General features: G+C 67.2%; 17 protein-coding genes. 10 read left to right on the plus strand and 7 right to left on the minus strand.

The features are described 5' to 3' along the window. Positions 1–104 precede the first annotated feature (104 nt). From MSP7336_RS21800 to MSP7336_RS21840, 10 genes are all read left to right on the plus strand, one after another. Positions 105–1,100, plus strand: a complete 996-nt coding sequence (locus MSP7336_RS21800; RefSeq protein ID WP_113964574.1) for a hypothetical protein — start codon at positions 105–107, stop codon at positions 1,098–1,100. Then, complete coding sequence (locus MSP7336_RS21805; RefSeq protein WP_113964575.1) at positions 1,100–3,043, plus strand: FtsK/SpoIIIE domain-containing protein; 1,944 nt, start codon at positions 1,100–1,102, stop codon at positions 3,041–3,043. The genes MSP7336_RS21800 and MSP7336_RS21805 overlap by 1 nt, the downstream gene beginning before the upstream one ends. A gap of 26 nt (positions 3,044–3,069) precedes the next feature. Beyond that, positions 3,070–3,483, plus strand: a complete 414-nt coding sequence (locus MSP7336_RS21810; RefSeq protein ID WP_113964576.1) for a hypothetical protein — start codon at positions 3,070–3,072, stop codon at positions 3,481–3,483. A 196-nt stretch (positions 3,484–3,679) separates the two neighbouring features. Then, a complete protein-coding gene (locus MSP7336_RS21815; RefSeq protein ID WP_113964577.1) occupies positions 3,680–4,015 on the plus strand; it encodes a chromosome partitioning protein in 336 nt (111 codons plus the stop codon). After that, positions 4,012–4,311: a hypothetical protein gene (locus tag MSP7336_RS23925; protein WP_181786884.1), complete on the plus strand. Its 300-nt coding sequence runs from the start codon at positions 4,012–4,014 to the stop codon at positions 4,309–4,311. Before MSP7336_RS21815 ends, MSP7336_RS23925 begins: the two co-directional genes overlap by 4 nt. A 34-nt stretch (positions 4,312–4,345) precedes the next feature. After that, positions 4,346–5,362, plus strand: coding sequence for a DUF2637 domain-containing protein (locus tag MSP7336_RS21820; protein WP_181786886.1), 1,017 nt, complete (start codon positions 4,346–4,348; stop codon positions 5,360–5,362). After that, positions 5,359–5,937, plus strand: coding sequence for a RuvC family protein (locus MSP7336_RS21825; RefSeq protein ID WP_113964579.1), 579 nt, complete (start codon positions 5,359–5,361; stop codon positions 5,935–5,937). The genes MSP7336_RS21820 and MSP7336_RS21825 overlap by 4 nt, the downstream gene beginning before the upstream one ends. Positions 5,938–6,003: 66 nt before the next feature. Next, complete coding sequence (locus tag MSP7336_RS21830; RefSeq protein WP_113964580.1) at positions 6,004–6,546, plus strand: hypothetical protein; 543 nt, start codon at positions 6,004–6,006, stop codon at positions 6,544–6,546. Between the two features lie 2 nt (positions 6,547–6,548). Continuing rightward, positions 6,549–7,253, plus strand: coding sequence for a hypothetical protein (locus MSP7336_RS21835; protein WP_113964581.1), 705 nt, complete (start codon positions 6,549–6,551; stop codon positions 7,251–7,253). Then, complete coding sequence (locus MSP7336_RS21840) at positions 7,250–7,753, plus strand: hypothetical protein (protein WP_113964582.1); 504 nt, start codon at positions 7,250–7,252, stop codon at positions 7,751–7,753. Before MSP7336_RS21835 ends, MSP7336_RS21840 begins: the two co-directional genes overlap by 4 nt. A gap of 85 nt (positions 7,754–7,838) precedes the next feature. Here MSP7336_RS21840 and MSP7336_RS21845 read toward each other — a convergent pair whose 3' ends face one another. From MSP7336_RS21845 to MSP7336_RS21875, 7 genes are all read right to left on the minus strand, one after another. Further along, positions 7,839–8,759: an RNA-binding protein gene (locus MSP7336_RS21845; RefSeq protein WP_113964583.1), complete on the minus strand. Its 921-nt coding sequence runs from the start codon at positions 8,757–8,759 to the stop codon at positions 7,839–7,841. Positions 8,760–8,762: 3 nt separating this feature from the next. Beyond that, a complete protein-coding gene (locus tag MSP7336_RS21850) occupies positions 8,763–9,758 on the minus strand; it encodes a toll/interleukin-1 receptor domain-containing protein (protein ID WP_181786888.1) in 996 nt (331 codons plus the stop codon). Further along, positions 9,755–11,116 carry a tyrosine-type recombinase/integrase gene (locus MSP7336_RS21855; protein ID WP_181786890.1) on the minus strand — a complete coding sequence of 454 codons (1,362 nt, stop codon included), beginning with the start codon at positions 11,114–11,116 and terminating at the stop codon, positions 9,755–9,757. Before MSP7336_RS21855 ends, MSP7336_RS21850 begins: the two co-directional genes overlap by 4 nt. Positions 11,117–11,280: 164 nt before the next feature. Next, positions 11,281–13,398 (minus strand): class 1b ribonucleoside-diphosphate reductase subunit alpha, encoded by a 2,118-nt coding sequence (nrdE, locus tag MSP7336_RS21860; protein ID WP_181787018.1) that lies wholly within the window; start codon positions 13,396–13,398, stop codon positions 11,281–11,283. A gap of 23 nt (positions 13,399–13,421) precedes the next feature. Continuing rightward, a complete protein-coding gene (gene nrdI, locus MSP7336_RS21865; RefSeq protein ID WP_069395049.1) occupies positions 13,422–13,871 on the minus strand; it encodes a class Ib ribonucleoside-diphosphate reductase assembly flavoprotein NrdI in 450 nt (149 codons plus the stop codon). A 9-nt stretch (positions 13,872–13,880) separates the two neighbouring features. Beyond that, positions 13,881–14,120 carry a redoxin NrdH gene (locus MSP7336_RS21870; RefSeq protein WP_113964587.1) on the minus strand — a complete coding sequence of 80 codons (240 nt, stop codon included), beginning with the start codon at positions 14,118–14,120 and terminating at the stop codon, positions 13,881–13,883. Positions 14,121–14,543: 423 nt separating this feature from the next. After that, entirely contained in the window at positions 14,544–15,092 is a 549-nt protein-coding gene (locus tag MSP7336_RS21875) for an NAD(P)H-dependent oxidoreductase (protein ID WP_069395051.1), read from the minus strand. Positions 15,093–15,163: the final 71 nt, after the last annotated feature.

Genomic DNA, 15,163 nt, shown 5'->3' on the forward strand with positions numbered 1-15,163 from the left:
CCCACGAACCATTCTCTATTTTGGAGAATCCATCGACCGGCATCTCAATGCGCCATTCGCGCGCAGCCTTGTGTACCGAACAGATGTGGTGTACATGTGGGGTTATGCGCACTACAGCAAACATCCGATACGGCCGCTTCACCGCCGCGCTGACCCTCGCGGTGACCGCCGCGGCGTGTGGTACCGCCGCCCCGGCCGCCGCCGACCCCACCGGCTGCGAGAACCCGTCGCCTGCGATGGCCGAGTTCTGCAAGGGCATCGAGGATCTGAAGGGGCTCGGTACCACCACCCCCGCACCCACCACCGCGCCGTCGTCCGGCTCGGGTGGCGACTGGGTCTCGGACCATGCCGTCTGGATCGTGGTCATCGTCGGCGGCCTCATCGCCTGGGCTGTGATCGCCGGTCTGCGCTCCGAGACCGCCGACAAGGAGAAGGACGCCGCCGGCGCCGACGCGGCCACCCTCGCTCGCGGTCGTGCCATCGCCGCTGACCACCACGCGGTGCAGGTCCAGGCTGCGCGGGAACTGGCGGCCGAGCAGATGCCCGACCCCTCCGTCTACGACCCCGACGGGATCGGCCTCGCCCCGCCCCCGATGCCGCAACCGGAGCTGCCAGCGGCACCGCCGATGAGCGACGAGGATCTGCAGCGGTACGCGACGTTCGGCGCCTATGTGCCGTGGGAGACCGGCACGGCGTTCGCTCAGGCGATCACCCGCAGCGGCGATGACGCGCCGATCCGCAGCGCATGGTTGCAGGCGTGCCAGCTCGCGGGGCTCGGCGAGACCAATCCGGAGACCGGCACCTTCACCCCCGCAGCCACTGTGGCGTGGATCGCCGCCGTCGGTGATGGCGACGTGGAGATCAGCGTCGACACCCGCGACTACTCGATCGGCGCAACGCAACTGGACCGGGTGCGACCGCACCTCGAGCGCACAGCCCGGGTGGAGTCGGCGAGCCCGTTCCAGCGTGACGCGGCCCGCGACTGGTTCACCACGCGCCTGTCCATGGACAAGGCGCCGACCGCGGTGGGGCAGGCGCAGCCCGCCAAGGAACTGCCGGCCGCTCCCATCGACTACAACGACGACGGCGACTGGGTCTGATGAACGCCGTCAACCCCCTGAGCTTGGCGGGTCGCGCAGCCAAGCCCGCTGAGCAGCCGACCGAACCCGAGCCCAAGCTGCGCCTGGTGACTCCGGGCGAGCCCGCACCCGAGCCGCAGTCCGCACAGGAGACCGCAGCCGCCGCCGAAGCGCAGGAACGTCGTCTGGCCCAGTGGGCCGACGAGTACGAGCGGCTGCTTCCGGAGATCGAAGCCGCCCGCCCGCTCCCCGCTCAGCAGCCGTCCGAGGACCGGCAGTTGTCGGGCGCGGACTGGATCGCCGAGGGCGTGCGCCAGGTGCTCACCCCCGCTGATCCAGGCCGCTTCCAGGTCGAGGTCTTCGTCAAGAACGGGGGCGTGTTCGCGAATGTGACGTGCCCGCCGGACGTGCGCCGCAAGGCGGTCGGGGACTTCCTCGCGGCGAAGATCCGGGAGCGCGGCAACCTCGGCGAGTTCGAGGTGAAGCGCCACTCCGACCCGCGCATCGTCACTCTGCAGCGGCGCGGGATCGAGGGACCCGGAACAGCGTGGCGCGCACACGGAACCCGGGCTCGGCTGTTCTACGAGACCGAAGAGGGACAGCAGCGGGTCTTCGATCTTGCCGGCCTCTTTCAGACGCACAGGTCGAACAAGAAGCTGCGCCGCTACCCGGTCGTGCACAGCTTCGGGGCGGACCACCGTGGCGGCACCGTGGAGCTGAGGCTGCGCGGGGGGATGCTGCTCCGTGACGTGCAGGCGAAGCAGGACGCGTTGCGGCAGGCGCTGAACGCACCCGAGCTCGAGGTGAAGGGCCGCGGCGTCTTCCCGGTCATCCACCTCAACACTGGCGCCGTCACGCGCGAGCTCCCGAAGACCGCACTGCTTCGGCCCGAGCTGTTTACTCGGCCGAGAACCGAACCGGAGCGCTACGCCGTGAAGGACTTCTTCCTCCCGTTCGGAGTGCGTGTCGACGAGGAGACGGGACGCGAGATTCCGATCCTGGTGCCGCAGGACGTGGTGCCCCACGGGGCCGTCTTCGGCGGTACCGGCAGCGGCAAGACCGTCATGCTGAGCCAGCTGGTGCGCGCCGCCGTACTGCAGGGCGCGCAGGTCCTGCTGTGGGACGCAAAACGCGGCAAGGACATGCGCAACATCGCGCGGGAGGGGCTGCCCGGCGTGGTGCACTACGCGTCGGGTTCGCAGGCGGTGCTGCACAGGGCCATCCTCTGGCTCCGTGACGAGCTCGAACGCCGCCAGGCGATCGCCGCTGCGTTGTCCTACCGCGGGATCGACTACCGACCGACTCCGATCCTCGCCGTACTCGATGAGCTCCCGGCATGGCTGTTCGACCTCAAGGAGGAGAAGGGCGACGCGCAGAAGGCCGCCGAGAGGACGCAGGCGCACCTGAACTTCATCGCATCGCAGGCGCGGGAATTCCGCATCTTCTACGTGACCGCCGGCCAGAGCGCGTACTCGGACGGGTACGCCGGGATGATCCGGGCGAACACAAACACGTTGGTGTCGCTCGGCGAGCCGAAGCCGATCAACCTGGCGAACCTGTTCAACACCGACGCCCGGTCGCGCGCCTCCGAGATCGCGGCCACGATCACGAAGAAGGACAAGGGCCTCGGCGTGCTAGTCGATGCGGACACCAACCGCGCCGAGAAAATCCGCGCCTACTTCAACCCACCCCGGTCCGAAGCAGAGCGCCGGTTCGACACCGCGGTGCGTCAGGCGCCGAAGCAGCGCCGGTTCGCCTACCGCCTCCCCCGCGGCGATGCCCCCGGTTCCGACGGCAGCTGGGCCGACTGGACGCCCGTCTCGGAGCCGAGCAGTGACAGCCTCCCCGCCCGCTACCTGGACGACGAGGACGGCCGCCCGATCCCGGCTGCCGTGGTCGACGACCCCGCCAACGAGGGCTACCGCCCCGGTGCCCGTCCCCTGGCCGACGGCCACACGAACTGATCCACCTCAAGAAACAGGAGACCATCATGGCTAAGGACCCGAAGCCCTACGCCCCGTGCGACGAGCACCTCAAGCGCAGGCCCACCGCCGCCAACGTCCAGGCCGCGTCCGACCTCGCTCCCGACGCAGTGAAGAAGTTGCTCGACGCGTTGGTCGAGGCGACTGGGCCGCTGGCTGAACTCGCCGCGCAGGAGACGCCGCCGACGCCGGATCAGCTCGTTGACGCCGTCGTCGCGCTGCGGTCGGCGGCGCCTGACATCCGGAAGCTCGAGTACGCGGCGCTCGGGGTGGCCGTCCTCGGCGGCGCCCCGGTCGTGACCACGGCGCGGGCCGTCGGGGTGCGGCCGCAGACCCTGAGCGAGAACCTGCGCCGCACCCGCGCAGCGGGGCGTGGGCGGCCCATGACGCAGCTGCCCAACGGCGTGTGGATGAACGCATGAGCCCCCGAAACGCTCTGACCACGGCATTCTCTTCCGCGGACACCTTCAGTCACGGTCGGGACACTGGTCCAGTCACGGTCGGGACACCCACTCAGATGCGGTCGGGACACACGGCATGCGGTTCGGGACACCTGCCCTGTGCCGGTGCGGACACGTCAGCCGGTGCCGGTCTGATCCCCGTGCTCGGAGGTGCCCCATGACCCGGTTCGTCGTCACCGACACCGCCGCGGCTGCCCGGGCAGCCGCGCAGCTGCCCCTCGCCGCATCGATGCTGCAAGGCTCGATCCAAGCAGCGTCGCAGGCACTGCGCGACATCGAGCCCGAGGCTCCGAGCCCCACCGCGGCCGCTGAGGCCCTCGCGCGGTGGCGTCGCCGGCAGGCGCAGATCGCCCGTCACGAGAACGAGTTGATGCTGGTACTCCACGAGTGCGGCGCATCGGAGCGAGCGCTCGCGACGCTGATGCACATCGGCCGGCCCGCCGTGACGGCGCGCCTCGCAGCCGCTCGGGATGAGCGGGAGACCGTCTCGTGAGCCGCTCAACCGTGATCAACCCCGTGCTCAATCCAGTCACCGACCTCAAGGTGAGCACCGACCCCGCCGATGAGGCAGGTATGTGTTTGCGGACCCGCGACCTGGGCTTTTGCCCCTCAGAACCCGTCGCGGAGACCGTGCCGGCGCTCAATCCGGCGCTCAAAGCGTCGCTCAAAGTGCCGCTCAATCCCGCGCTACGAGCCGATCCGGCCACCGTGGCTGTTCGAGCGCACCGTGGCTGGTCTGAAACAGCCACTGTGGCTGTTCGAGACGTTTCCGCAGGTCAGACCATCTAAACCTGCAACACCCGTTCCGAGGAGGGACCGCACCATGACGACCACCGAGACCGCCCGTCCGATGCACGAGGTTCGCAGCATCCTGTGGGCCCTGCTCATCGCGGCGACGGTGGCGAGTGTCGCCGCGAACATCGCGCACGCCGTGATCCGCTACGACTTCGGGGTCGCGGCAATCGGCCCGGTGCTGTTTGCGATGCTGGCACCGGTCGCGCTGCTCGGCCTGTTTCACCTCATGGCCGCGTGGACGCGTGCGGCTGGCGACCGCCGGGCGATCTTCTGGTTTTTCCTGCTGGCAATCGTGATGCTGGCCGGCGCAGCGTTCCGCCTCAGCTTCGCGGCGATTCGCGACCTCGCCGTCGACTACGGGTACGGCCGGGCGGACGCCGCGCTGTTCCCGCTGATCCTCGACGGCCTGATCGCGGTGTGCACCGTGGGCCTGGTGGCCGCGACCCGACCGCGCCGCACCACCGCCTCGGAGCAGCTGGCGGTGCACCGCACCGCGGAGCGCCCCGCGGAGCAGGTGCGAGACTCCGCCCCGCAGCCGCCCCGTGAGGTCGCCCCGACCGCGGTGCAGGCTGACCCGCACCCCGCGGTGCACCGCCCCGCCGAGCCCGCGGGGCAGCCGCTGACCAGCGAGGATGTCGATACCGCCCCGATCGCGGAACAGGCGGAGCAGCGCCCCGACCCGCAGCGTGACCCGCGCCCCGTCCAGCCCGCGGAGCAGGTCGCCCCGACCCTCGCCGACACCGCGGAGCAGGCTGACCCACAGCTGCCCCGCTTCGAGGTGCACCGCGACGGGTTGGCTCCCGCCCCGCGCCCCGCACCGGCCGCGCCCCTTGACCCCGAGGACATCGCGGTGCACCGCGCCACCGCGGAGCACCTCGTCGCCGACGGTCGCACCGCCGCCACCGTCGAGCAGGTGACCCGCGTGCTGGAGATGACGGCGCAGGGTGCCTCGCAGCGGATGATCGCCAGCGAGGTGGGCATCAGCAGCACCGCCGTCGGTCGCATCCAGGCCGCGGCGCGGGAGCTGGCGGAGGCATCGGCATGAGCACCGTGATCGGACTCGATTTGTCGTTGACCGGGTCTGCAATCGCAGCGATCAACCTGGAGACCGGAGAGCTGGCCACCGCGGTGCACCGCAGCCCGGCTCCGGCGGACGACAACCTCGGCGCGCACGTACAGCGGCACCGCGAACTCGTAGACGGGATCGTGCAGCAGGTGTTGGCGTGCGCGCCGGAACTGGTCGTGGTCGAGGGCCTCCAGTTCTCGGTGAAGGAGAAGGACTCGAGCCTGACGCGCCGCGGCTTCCTCTGGTGGGCCGTGGCCGAGGGACTCGTCGCGGGAGGCGCTCCGATCATCGAGGTCGCCCCGTCTCAGATCAAGCAATTCGCGGCCGGCAAGGGCAACGCGAGCAAGGCCGAGGTGGTCGCCGCCTACGCGGCAGCCTGGCCTGCCGCCACCCGCGACAAGAACATCCAGGACCGCGCTGACGCTGCGTTCGCCGCCGCGCTCGGAGTGGCCTGGCTCCGCCGCGGCGATGTGTTGCCGTTCAAGATCACCGTCCCTCGCCGCAAGGCCTTGGCGAAGATCCGCCCACCGAGCGCGCAGCTGCGCGCCGCCTGACCCCAGACTCCGCATCCAACCGACCTCGGATGAGCGCCCACCACCTTCCTCACCAAGGAGAACACCATGAAGATCCCCGTCCCCGCCCTGTCGATCCTCGTCACCGGCTCGATTCTGGCCACGGCCTGCTCGGCGCCGCCGTTGGTCCGCGACACAGGGCCTTCGCCCACATTCAGCAACGAGCATCTGCACAGCTGCGATGACGGCACCGTGCTGCCGGGAGAAGCCGCGGCAAAGCCGTGCCCGTCGCCGAGCCCGGCGTGCACGCAACCGCCCGGAGCACAGCCATGCTCCGGCGGCGCCGGGGTGTATCGGCCCGCCGCAGCACCCGACATCGAAACTGTGCTCGGTGTCGACGGCGTGTGCCACATCGTCGTGCGGACCGGCGACGGGAGGCTGTGGCAAGCAGCGGGTGCCACCGAGTGGGGCGGACGCGGCGGAGGCGGGATGCTGGCTGCGGACCCCGAGACCGTGACGGCCTGGGAAGCCGGTCGTACGGGCTGCGACGGCGCGGCGCCGAACGATGTCGACGCCGGACGCCCGACGAATCAGCACGGGGGCGGCGGAACCCCGTTGCCCGGCCAGACCACCGCCCCGAAGGGAAACTGACCATGAAGATCCTCAACATGGCCGCCGCCATCGCCATCGCCGCCGTCACCCTGACCAGCTGCACCACCGATCCGGCGCCCAAGTCCGCCGCCCCGAGCAGCGCGACCGTCGCAGCTCCCGCTCTCGCTCCGCAGAAGATCGGCGTCGACGATCTGCCCGCATGGGTGGACATCGTCGGCGCGCGCGATGCGGCCGCCTCTGGGCAGCCGTTCGTCTTTCCCGAGCGCGACGAGGGCGGCCAGGTTTCGGCCTGCCGCACCTACATGCGGATGCCCGACGGCGCGGTGTGGATCCTGAACCATCCCGACACGGCTCCTGTCGGCGGAACCGCCTTCAGCCCTCGGCGGGACCTCCTCGGCTGCGGCGATCGCGGGTTCGGCTTGGACTCGTGGGAGACGCGTCGGGACGCTTTCGCGATCGCCGCAGCCGTCCCCGCCCCGACATCGCCCCGGCCGGAAGGGGTCCCGGATCTCTCCTCGCTCAGCACGGCGGTGGATCAGACCGCAGCGCAGCGGGCGATGCGCGCCGGCCTGCCGTTCATGTTCGCCGCGCCGAGTGGGGGCGTCACCGCCTGCCACTCCGCGGTGCTGATGCCCGACGGGAATGTCTGGGTGCTGAATGAGACCGGGCCAGTGCCAATCGGCGGCGCCCCGCTCGACCGCACCGTGAAGGAATACGGCTGCTCCGCGCGGGGAGGCGTCCGATGAGCGCCCGCATCCGCACCGCGGCCACCGCGGTGCGCGACTGGATCCTCTCGCCCGTCACGATGGTGGCCGCGGTGCTCGTTGCGGTGGCCGCCGGGCTGTCCCTGTGGCTGTCGCCGCCGTGCACGCTGCGTGATGCGCCCGCACTCGCGGCGACGGAGGGCTTCGTCGAGATCCCGGCGGAACACAGAGCTGCTGCCGACGCGGCCGCCGCGGACTTCAAGGACTACCGCTGGGCCGACGGCTGCCACAGCTTCGTGCGCACTCCGCGCGGCGCGGTGTACTGGGTGATGCCCGGCGGCGTGCCGAACATCAACACCTGGGAAGTCGGTCGCCGCGGCTGGCCGAAGGGCGGGTGCCTGTCCCCGACGACACCGGACTACGAGCCCTGCGATCGCAACGGGGTACCTGTCTGTGGTGTCGGCGGCAGCTACGGGCCGGGCATTACTGACGGACTGTGGCAGAACGTCTCTGATCCCCGCCCGCAACGGGTCCCCACGTAATCCGCGATCAACGGGAACAGCCACCTCATCCGATCGGGTGAGGTGGCTGCTTCGTGTTCAGGTAGCGCAAGATCGACACGATCGGTCAGGTCAGTGCGCCCGGCATGAGCTTGTCGATCTTGCGGGTGAGTTCCTCGTGGGCGGCGAGGTCCAACCCGTAGAAGCTGATCGTGTACGAGAGTGCGTTGTAGTACGCGGCGACAGGAACGAAGAGGAGTCGTTCGAGATCCCGGACGCCGACGCGGAGGATCGTGCCGACATGGTCACCGTGGTCGACGTACTGTCTCCACTGCTTGGCCTGGTAGAGCGACGGGTGCGTTCCAGCGCAGAGGAAGCCGTACACGCCGGAAGCCTGCCGCTTGGTGATGCCGCCGACCGCCGCGTGGAGCTGATCGAACATCTCCTCGACGCAGTCTTCGGGGCGGGGGAACACCTGGCCGGAGATCGTGCGGCCGATCGGATTCCCGCCGAGGTCTTCGGCGATGGTCTTGGGGAACGTGGCGATCACCCGGTCGCGAAACTCGATCCACTCCCGCTTGGCCCTCTGGTGCGGCGCGGATGTCTTCGCGTCCATGCGACCGGCCGACTGCTTCGCCGTCTCGCGGCTGGTGAACTCCTCCAAGTACGCCCTCGCAAGGATGTCCGCAGCCACAACCGGCGGCTTCCCGATCACCCACATCACGTGCGCTGTGAGTTCGAGAACGGACCGGGCGAGCGGCAGCGGCGGAAACATCGCTTCACCGCTGCGGTACAGCGCCGCGAGTCCGCCAAGGTGGCCGGCCGCGATCTCCAGGTAGGTGACGATCACCTCGGAGACCAGGGTGAACCCGGCGGGGTCGAGCTGATCAAGGTCCACCTTGAGCTTCGCAGCGGGAGACGAGATGGCAGGTTGCCAATGCGAAGTCTCCGCGGTGCCAAGGAATGCGTCGCGGCACGCTTCGGCGAGCTCTGCGAGTTCGTTCAGGCGGTGCCGAACCTGCTCATCCTGCTCGGGGTGAACGACCATCTACTAATGCTCCGTCTGGCTCTCGGACTTCTGCGGGGCGTCCGTGTCGGGGAATTCGAATCCGCTGAAGTTCGGAGTCCGGTCGAGTTGTATCTCAAACCGGAAGTTGATCACGAGTTCGCGGTTCAGCGCCTCACGCGCGTGGATCTTCGTGATGTACACCAGCGCCCAGAACCCGTTCCGGTTGTGCAGCACGACGGCGTCGCCCACGCCGGGGGTGACGGATCTGCTGCTCAGATCGAACCGGGAAACATCAGTGAGGAGCTCCGAGCGTTCCCGAGCCCGGTTGATCACCGCGACGTTGGCGATGTCGCCAGGATCGTTAAGCACGTAGACGGTCCCGAGCCCGCGCTGTCCCACGTCCAGCGTGAACTGCGCGGTGCCGCTGCCGAGCTTGTACCTGCCGCTGTTCTGGGAGTAGACGAACTCGACGTCGCCGTGGGGCGACGGGTTGTGCCACCGCTCCGGCGAGTTCCTGATCGCCAGACTCGCTTCGACGGCCGTGCGCCCTTCGAGCGGGTTCGGGCCTAATGGCGGCGCGGCGTCGACAGGGACTCCATGGATCTCGCGAAGCAGCCGCTCGTAGGCGTCCTCCTGGGAGGCGTCCTCGCGGAAGTCTTCGTACATCCGCCCGCCGAGGAATGCGGGCAACACCGGCGGGTTGCCCGGGTTGTTCCGGATGATCGGGATCACGGGGTTGGAACCCAAGTCCGCGAACAGCCGCGCGGACAGCATCTGCCCCTCGACTCCGGCTCCGCCTTCTCGGTCGTTGCACTTGCGACTGTAGTTCTCGGACACGACGGCGATCACGCGATACTTCTGGTCCGCGGCGCGCTCCATGTAGTGGGCGAGGTTGCCGCCGAGGCTGACGTTCCAACGGTCCAGGCAGACGTCGACACCGTTGCTGCGCAACCGGTGGGATAGTTGCAGGACCCAGTCGCGATGCTCTTCACTGTCATGCGAGTAAGACATGAAGACTTGGGGTGGTTCGGTAGTCACCGGCATATGTTCGCACCGGCTTCGACGTCCGTTTGTCCGGCTCGGGTCGCCGCCGCGTTGACTACTTCGAGCTTGTCGAGCAGATACCGAGCCAACTCCTCATCACCGCCCACCCGGACCTGCTCCACCAACGCAGAGACGGTCTCGATCACAGCGTCGATGTGCTCCACGCTGACCGCGGCGTGGCCTGTGATCGCCTGCTCACTCATCCGCTTTGCGAGGTCGACGTCGGCCCCCTTCGCCGCGACGATGTACCTCTCCGCGGCCTCACTCGTGCGGTGCCGAAGCCGTTGCTTCATCTCCCCCGCTGTCGCGCCGGCCAACGCCGCGATCGTGTTCCCCGTCCGGCGCAGATCGTGGAACGTCAGGTGCTCCAAGTCGCATGCCTCCTTCGCGAGGCGGAAGCGCCGGTCGAGCGTCGCGTACCCGCAGGGCATGTCCACCGTCCGCGTGCCCGGAAACAACCACCGTGGCTCCGTCTTCCGGCCGTACTTCTCGGCGTGCGCCCACAACGGGGCAACCAGGTGCGGCGGTACCACAACAGACTCGACCTTGTCGGCTGCCTTAGTGCCCGGCACGATCGTCATCGAACCGGTGCCTCGCCCCTGCACGACGTGCCGGCGGAGGTAGATACGAATCACGCCGGTGCCCTCTCCTGCGACGGCGCGGTCCTCGGCGATGTCATCGAGCTGCAGCCCAAGAACCTCACCGGCGCGTAGGCCGCACCACGCCGCGAGCTGCACCGCCATGGACAACTCCGCCGGCATCGCGGCCGCGAGCTGGTCCACCTCCGCTACGGTCGCGGTCTGCGGCTCCCGCGCCGGCGTGTCGATCAGCGCGCCCTTGATGCGCAGCGGGGAGACCGGAATCCAATCCTCGTGCACGGCCATCTTGAGCATCGCGTGCAGCGCCGCGAACGTCCGCCGAACTTGAGTCGGCGCCCCGGGGCAGAGGGTCGTCTGCATGTCGCGGTACCAGCGATCGCACCGCTCCTTGGTGAGCTCGTCGATCGGGATGTCGCCGAGCTCCGGGTTGATGAACCTGCGCACGCGGCTGATTGAGATCACGCGGTGGTTCTCACTCGGGATCGTCTCCAGCCAGACCTCGGCGAGCTGGGCCACGGTGAGCACCTCAGCGCGGGCGGCGGCATGCTCGGCCTTCTCCGCGGCGACCTGCTCGGGAGACTTCCACTGGTTCTTCTCGATCGAGGTCTGCACGTCGGCGAGCCACGCGGAGGCCGCCTTCTTGGTGGTGAACGTGGTCGGCGCAGGGGTAGAGCTGCCATCGACGGGTGACGGGTACCGCGCCTGGTACCGGCCGCTGGGTAGTTTCCGGATGTTCCCGAACTGCCGTGCCATGCGTGCCGCCCTCCGCCGTGCCATGTGCCATGCCGCGTGCCACGTACGTGCCACCCGCGGTGCCCATTCTTGCTCATCGGGCGCAAAAGCTGCTACGCGACCCCAGGAACAAAAACGCTGGCCAGGGGACATTTTCCCTGGCCTGCGACTTAGCTAGAACACCTCTAGAGCATGCAGCTGACGCAGCCTTCGACCTCGGTGCCCTCCAGCGCCATCTGCCGCAGCCGGATGTAGTACAGCGTCTTGATGCCCTTGCGCCAGGCGTAGATCTGCGCCTTGTTCACATCCCGGGTGGTGGCGGTGTCCTTGAAGAACAACGTCAGGCTCAGCCCCTGGTCCACGTGTTGGGTGGCCGCGGCGTAGGTGTCGATGATCTTCTCGTAGCCGATTTCGTAGGCGTCCTGGTAGTACTCCAGGTTGTCGTTGGTCATGTAGGGCGCCGGGTAGTAGACCCGGCCGATCTTGCCTTCCTTGCGGATCTCGATCTTCGACACGATCGGGTGGATCGAGCTCGTCGAGTGGTTGATGTAGGAGATCGACCCGGTCGGCGGCACCGCCTGCAGGTTCTGGTTGTAGATGCCGTGCGCCTGGACCGACTCCTTCAACCGCCGCCAGTCATCCTGGGTGGGGATGCGAATTCCGGCGTCGTCGAAGAGTTGACGCACCTTGGCGGTCTTGGGTTCCCAGACCTGGTCGGTGTACTTGTCGAAGAACTCCCCCGTCGCATACTTGGACCGCTCGAAGCCCTTGAAGGCCGTACCTCGTTCGATCGCAATGCGATTCGATGCCCGCAGCGCGTGGTAGAGCACGCAGTAGAAGTAGATGTTGGTGAAGTCGATGCCCTCTTCGGACCCGTAGAAGATGCGCTCGCGGGCCAGGTAGCCGTGCAGGTTCATCTGACCCAGCCCGATCGCGTGAGATTCGTTGTTGCCCTTCTCGATCGAAGGAACTGACCTGATGTGGGTCTGATCGGAAACCGCCGTCAATGCCCGGATCGCCACCTCGATGGTTTGCGCGAAGTCCGGCGAGTCCATCGTCTTGGCAATGTTCAACGAACCGAGGTTGCACGAAATGTCCTTGCCCACATGGGCGTAGGACAGGTCGTCGTTGAACACCGACGGGGTCGAGACCTGCAGAATCTCTGAGCACAGGTTCGAGTGGGTGATCTTGCCCTCGATCGGGTTGGTCCGGTTCACCGTGTCCTCGAACATGATGTAGGGATAACCCGATTCAAACTGCAGCTCGGCGAGCGTCTGGAAAAATTCGCGCGCCTTGATCTTGGTCTTGCGGATCCGCGGATTGTCGAGCATCTCGTAGTACTTCTCGGTCACCGAGATGTCGGCAAACGGCACGCCGTAGACCCGTTCGACGTCGTACGGCGAGAACAAGTACATGTCCTCGTTCTTCTTGGCCAGCTCGAAGGTGATGTCGGGAATGACCACACCCAGGCTCAGCGTCTTGATCCGGATCTTCTCGTCGGCGTTTTCGCGCTTGGTGTCCAGGAAACGGTAGATGTCCGGGTGATGCGCGTGCAGATACACCGCACCGGCACCTTGGCGCGCACCGAGCTGGTTGGCGTAGGAGAACGAGTCCTCCAGCAGCTTCATGATCGGGATGACGCCGGAAGACTGGTTCTCGATGTTCTTGATCGGCGCCCCGTGCTCGCGAATATTGGTGAGCAGCAACGCCACTCCGCCGCCCCGCTTGGACAGCTGCAGCGCCGAGTTGATCGAGCGCCCGATGGACTCCATGTTGTCCTCGATGCGCAAGAGAAAACAACTCACCGGCTCGCCGCGCTGTTTCTTGCCGGAGTTGAGGAACGTCGGGGTGGCCGGCTGGAACCGGCCGTCGATGATCTCGTCGACCAGCTTCTCGGCCAACGCGGTGTCGCCGGCGGCCAGGGTCAGCGCCACCATGCACACTCGGTCCTCGAATCGCTCCAGGTAGCGCTTCCCGTCGAAGGTCTTCAGCGTGTAGGAGGTGTAGTACTTGAATGCGCCGAGGAACGTCGGGAAGCGGAACTTCTTGGCGTAAGCCCGATCCAGCAGGCTCTTGACGAAGTTGCGCGAGTACTGATCGAGAACCTCACGCTCGTAATAGTTCTCGCGGATCAGGTAGTCGAGCTTCTCGTCCTGATTGTGGAAGAAGACGGTGTTCTGGTTGACGTGCTGCAGGAAGTACTGGTGTGCGGCTTCCCGGTCTTTGTCGAACTGAATCTTGCCGTCAGCGTCGTACAGATTCAGCATCGCGTTCAGCGCGTGATAATCCGTCTCCCCCGGCAATGCGCCGTGGCCGGCGGCGGGGGTTACACGCTCTGCAGTTGCGACGGTTGGTGGCACGTGTCGTCCTTCCAAAACTCAGCCAAACCGGCGCGGACGGCCTGCACGTCCTCGTCGGTTCCCATCAGCTCGAAGCGGTAGAGATAAGGGACACCGCATTTGCGGGAAATCACCTCGCCGGCGTAGCAGAACTCGGCACCGAAATTGTTGTTGCCTGCGGCGATGACCCCGCGGATCAACGAGCGGTTGTGCTCGTTGTTCAAGAAGGCGATCACCTGCTTGGGCACGTAACCGCCGTCGTTGATGTTCGGGGTGGCCCGGCCGCCGCCGTAGGTCGGCAACACCAGCACATACGGCCGGTCCACCTCGATGCGGCCGTGCAGCGGTATCCGGGTAGCCGGGATGCCCAGCTTCTGCACGAAGCGATGGGTGTTCTCCGACACGCTGGAGAAATACACCAGGCTGCACGATGCCACGAAAGACTCCTATGCGCTCAGCGCCGGGGTTGCCAGCGCCTTGATCCGGTCCGGCCGGAAACCCGACCAGTGCTCGTTTCCGGCCACCACCACCGGGGCCTGCAGATAGCCCAACGCCATCACGTAGTCGCGGGCTTCACTGTCAACGGAAATGTCGACGGTCTGGTAAGCGATGCCCTCTTTGTCCAGCGCCTTGTAGGTGGCGTTGCACTGGACGCATGCCGGCTTGGTGTACACGGTGATGGTCATCGGCGGTACGACTCCTTCAAAGGTGACGAGCTGACAGACTGGCAACTATCCGGAATTCATCTGCGCTGCTGGTGCAGCAGACCGCCACGCCCCGAAATTCCCCGTCCTCGCCGACCACGTCGGGCTGACATGTCGTCCACATATCGAGCTTTCCGTGCGGGCCGGCTGACCTTGGGAACCTCGGGTCTGTCGGTGAGGTGAAACACTACACCTAGTGGCTGACAATAAGAAGGGATACCACATCTTCTGAACAACATTCATGAAATTCCCTGGTCGTAAGCCGTCTCGGAGCCCCGTCATCGGCGTGTCGTAGGTCACAGTTCGGCCACGTCGGACCCTTACCAGTCATGCCGACACGGTTTACCACCGGCCACCGACAAGCGCGGCCCCCGGTTCGCTTCCGGTCGCGCTACAGCAAAGCCTTCAGCTCACCTCTGCGGCCAGCTTGCCAACCACGTCGCGCACGTTGGCGCTCAGTTCGGCGTGCTCGCGGGGAGCCTTGCCGTCGAGCGTCTGCAGCGGCACCGAGAGCTTGATCGCCTCGACGACGCGCGGACCGGCGATGGCGAAGGACTTGCGCGTCTCGTCGTGGGCCCATACGCCGCCGTAGCGGCCCAGCGCTCCGCCGATGACGGCCATCGGCTTGCCCTTCAGCGCGCCGTTTCCGATCGGCCGGGAAAGCCAGTCGATGGCATTTTTGAGCACGCCGGGAATGCTGCCGTTGTACTCCGGGGTGACCACCAGCGCGGCATCGGCCTCGGCGGCGGCGGTCCGCAGCGCGGTGACGGCGGCCGGCGCACCCTCCGGGTCGAGGTCAAGGTCTTCGTTGTAGAAGGGCAGATCGCCGAGCCCGTCGAACACGGTGACGGTCACGCCGTCCGGAGCGACCTCGGCGGCCAGCTCGGCGATCTGGCGGTTGGCCGACGCCGCCCGCAAGCTCCCCACCAACGCCAGCACCTTGATGTCGGACATGCCTCGATTTCCCTTCAGTTGTTGGCTACATCTTTGCACGATCAAACCGGACTATGGTCCGTTTTGTTCCG

This window comes from Mycobacterium shimoidei (assembly GCF_900417275.1).
Lineage (GTDB): Bacteria > Actinomycetota > Actinomycetes > Mycobacteriales > Mycobacteriaceae > Mycobacterium > Mycobacterium shimoidei.

Excerpts from the sequence above, each read along its gene's own strand:
- MSP7336_RS21830 (WP_113964580.1), top strand. The coding sequence starts at position 6,004 with ATGAAGATCCCCGTCCCCGCCCTGTCGATCCTCGTCACCGGCTCGATT.
- MSP7336_RS21810 (WP_113964576.1), top strand. The coding sequence starts at position 3,070 with ATGGCTAAGGACCCGAAGCCCTACGCCCCGTGCGACGAGCACCTCAAG.
- MSP7336_RS21800 (WP_113964574.1), top strand. The coding sequence starts at position 105 with ATGCGCACTACAGCAAACATCCGATACGGCCGCTTCACCGCCGCGCTG.
- MSP7336_RS21825 (WP_113964579.1), top strand. The coding sequence starts at position 5,359 with ATGAGCACCGTGATCGGACTCGATTTGTCGTTGACCGGGTCTGCAATC.
- MSP7336_RS21845 (WP_113964583.1), bottom strand. The coding sequence starts at position 8,759 with ATGGTCGTTCACCCCGAGCAGGATGAGCAGGTTCGGCACCGCCTGAAC.
- MSP7336_RS21855 (WP_181786890.1), bottom strand. The coding sequence starts at position 11,116 with ATGGCACGGCAGTTCGGGAACATCCGGAAACTACCCAGCGGCCGGTAC.
- MSP7336_RS21870 (WP_113964587.1), bottom strand. The coding sequence starts at position 14,120 with ATGACCATCACCGTGTACACCAAGCCGGCATGCGTCCAGTGCAACGCC.
- MSP7336_RS21835 (WP_113964581.1), top strand. The coding sequence starts at position 6,549 with ATGAAGATCCTCAACATGGCCGCCGCCATCGCCATCGCCGCCGTCACC.
- MSP7336_RS21840 (WP_113964582.1), top strand. The coding sequence starts at position 7,250 with ATGAGCGCCCGCATCCGCACCGCGGCCACCGCGGTGCGCGACTGGATC.
- MSP7336_RS21875 (WP_069395051.1), bottom strand. The coding sequence starts at position 15,092 with ATGTCCGACATCAAGGTGCTGGCGTTGGTGGGGAGCTTGCGGGCGGCG.
- MSP7336_RS21820 (WP_181786886.1), top strand. The coding sequence starts at position 4,346 with ATGACGACCACCGAGACCGCCCGTCCGATGCACGAGGTTCGCAGCATC.
- MSP7336_RS21815 (WP_113964577.1), top strand. The coding sequence starts at position 3,680 with ATGACCCGGTTCGTCGTCACCGACACCGCCGCGGCTGCCCGGGCAGCC.
- MSP7336_RS21805 (WP_113964575.1), top strand. The coding sequence starts at position 1,100 with ATGAACGCCGTCAACCCCCTGAGCTTGGCGGGTCGCGCAGCCAAGCCC.